This is a genomic window from Streptomyces sp. bgisy130 (genome assembly GCF_057708345.1).
In genome coordinates, this window is sequence record NZ_JBYISA010000099.1 from 1 (window position 1) to 2,305 (window position 2,305).

General features: G+C 71.9%; 1 protein-coding gene and 1 pseudogene. Both read left to right on the forward strand.

The window, feature by feature from the left end; genetic code table 11:
• Positions 1-511 (forward strand): annotated as a pseudogene (locus tag AC3EUV_RS38235) (hypothetical protein); the annotation flags it as partial.
• Complete coding sequence (locus AC3EUV_RS38240; RefSeq protein ID WP_435604888.1) at positions 508-2,187, forward strand: tyrosine-protein kinase domain-containing protein; 1,680 nt, start codon at positions 508-510, stop codon at positions 2,185-2,187. The pseudogene AC3EUV_RS38235 and the gene AC3EUV_RS38240, both read left to right, overlap by 4 nt.
• Positions 2,188-2,305: the final 118 nt, after the last annotated feature.

Sequence of the window (2,305 nt, forward strand, 5' to 3'; positions counted from 1 at the left end):
TGTGGACTACGTCCATACGCACGGCTTCACGCCGACGGCCGCGCTGGGGCCCCCGCTGTTCTTCGTGCCACGCGACGCCTGGCCCGGCAAGCCGGACGACGCGGGCATCCTGCTCGCCCGGCATGCCGGCTACGCCTTCGACAACCTCTCCGCGCCGCTGTGGATCGAGTCGTACATGTGGGCCGGGTTCCCGTCGGTCATCGCCGTGTTCGGCCTGATCGGCGCGTTGGGGCGGCGCATCGACGAGATCCGGCACCGGCTGCGGCACCGTTCGGGCACCCTCGCGGCGCTGCTGGTGCCGGCCTTCGGCTTCTACCAACTGGTCCTGCTGCGCGGCAGTTTGATGGCCATCGTCGGCCCGCTCGCCCTGCTGGTCTGCATCCCGCTACTGATCACCCGTAAGCCGGGGCGGCGGACCCCTCCGCCGTCCGTGGACGACCCCGCGTGCGCACCGACGTCCCCAGCGCACTGCGCCGCCCCACATCTCTCCACAAGAGGAGCACGTACGTGAGCGTCTTCGACGAGCCCGCGGAGCAGCCGGACCAGATCCGCGACCAGCTGCGCCAGCTCTTCCGGTATCGAGCCCTGGTCGTGCTGGGGCTGGTGCTGGGCATGCTCGGCGGCGGCGCCGTGTCGCTGCTCGGCGGCTCGACCTACACGGCGACCGGCGAGGTCGTGGTGCATGCGATCAGTACGGCGCCCTTCGAGGCCGGCGGCGTCTCGGTGGACAAGCAGATCAGCATGGGCACCGAACGGCAGATTGCACAGAGCGTCTCGGTCGCGGCCAGCGCGGCCAAGTCCCTCAAACTGCACGAGGTTCCGGCCAAGCTCCAGCGCGAATTGCGGGTGAGCAATCCGCCCGAGACCCAGACCCTGATGTTCGAGTACGACGCGGACTCCCCGGACCGGGCGGCCGCTCTCGTCAACGCCTTCGTGCGGGCGTATCTCGACTACCGGGAGGCGGCCGCGAAGCAGCGGATCGACTCGACGGTCAGCAAGCTCGGCGCCGAACTCAAGACCGTGGAGGATCAGCGCGAGGAGCTGGACCGGCGAGCGACCAACGGTGGCGGCACATCGGGGCGGGCCACTGACGACTCCGAGCGGAACAACGTGGCGTCGCAGATAGCGGATCTTCAGGGGCGGATCTCCAGCCTGAAGTCCCTCGACACCACGCCCGGCGACATCGTCCGCAAGGGCGATCCGCCGGCCTTCCCGTCCAGCCCCGGACTCGTGGTCCTGCTGCTGGCCGGGGCCGTGGTCGGGCTGGTGCTGGGCATCCTGGCGGCCTGGGTCCGCTCGGTGCTGGAGCCGCGGGTCCGGTCGGTGGCGGATGTGCAGGACAATCTGCGGGCACCGGTCCTCGGCATACTGCCGCGCCGGCGGGGCGATGAGGAACTGCTGGAGGTTGGACGGACCGGCCGCGGCAACCGGGCGGAGGCGTACCGGACGATCGCTTTCCGGTTGGTGCATGACCAGCGCTTCGCGGGACGGGGAAGTCTGCTGATCGTCTCCCCCCGGGAGGACGCGGACGCCCTCTCCGTCGCGGCCAACCTGGCCGGTGCGTTCGCCGAGATCGGCAACGACATCCTGCTGGTCGAGGCCGATCTCCGCACGCCCCGGCTCGCCCAGCAGCTCCCGCTGCACCCCGGTCACGACCATCCGGAGCCGGGCAGTTGGGCGGATGGCGAGCGGCTCGCCGTGAACGCGGGCGCGGACGGGCGATTGGATCTGCTGCCCGGACAGGAGGTACCCAACCCGGCGCGTGCCCTGTCCTCGCCGCAGTTCGTGCGGCTGATGAATAAGCCGTTGGGCCCGAATGAGAAAGTGGTGGTCGTCACGGGGCCGCTGCTGTCGCATGCGGACGGGCTGGCCGTCGCCAAGCAGGTGTCCGGCGTCGTGGTGGTCTGCGATCTCAACGAGGTCCGCCGGGACGACCTGGACCGGGTGTGGGAGCTGATCACCGGCGCCGGCGGGCACATCCTGGGAGCCGTCCTGGACATGGGCAGCCGCGGGACGTCACTGCGCCGGCTGACGGACGGCGGACCGGCCCACCGCAAGCCCCGCCGGGGCCGCCTACGTGCCGCCGTGGTGGCACCGCCGCCGCGGCCCGGCCCGCCGCCCCCCACCGGCCCGGAGCCGGGCGGCGAAACAGTCGTCGACGCCGACACCACCTCGCTGCGCAGATGACGAGCGTGCGTCCGGCGGACTCGGGTGGCCGGGCCGCGCCACCGGCGACCGGAGCGACCGCGGCCGGCGGCAGGGTCGGCGGCGGGGTCGGCACGACGGCCCGCGGCAGCATGTTCGC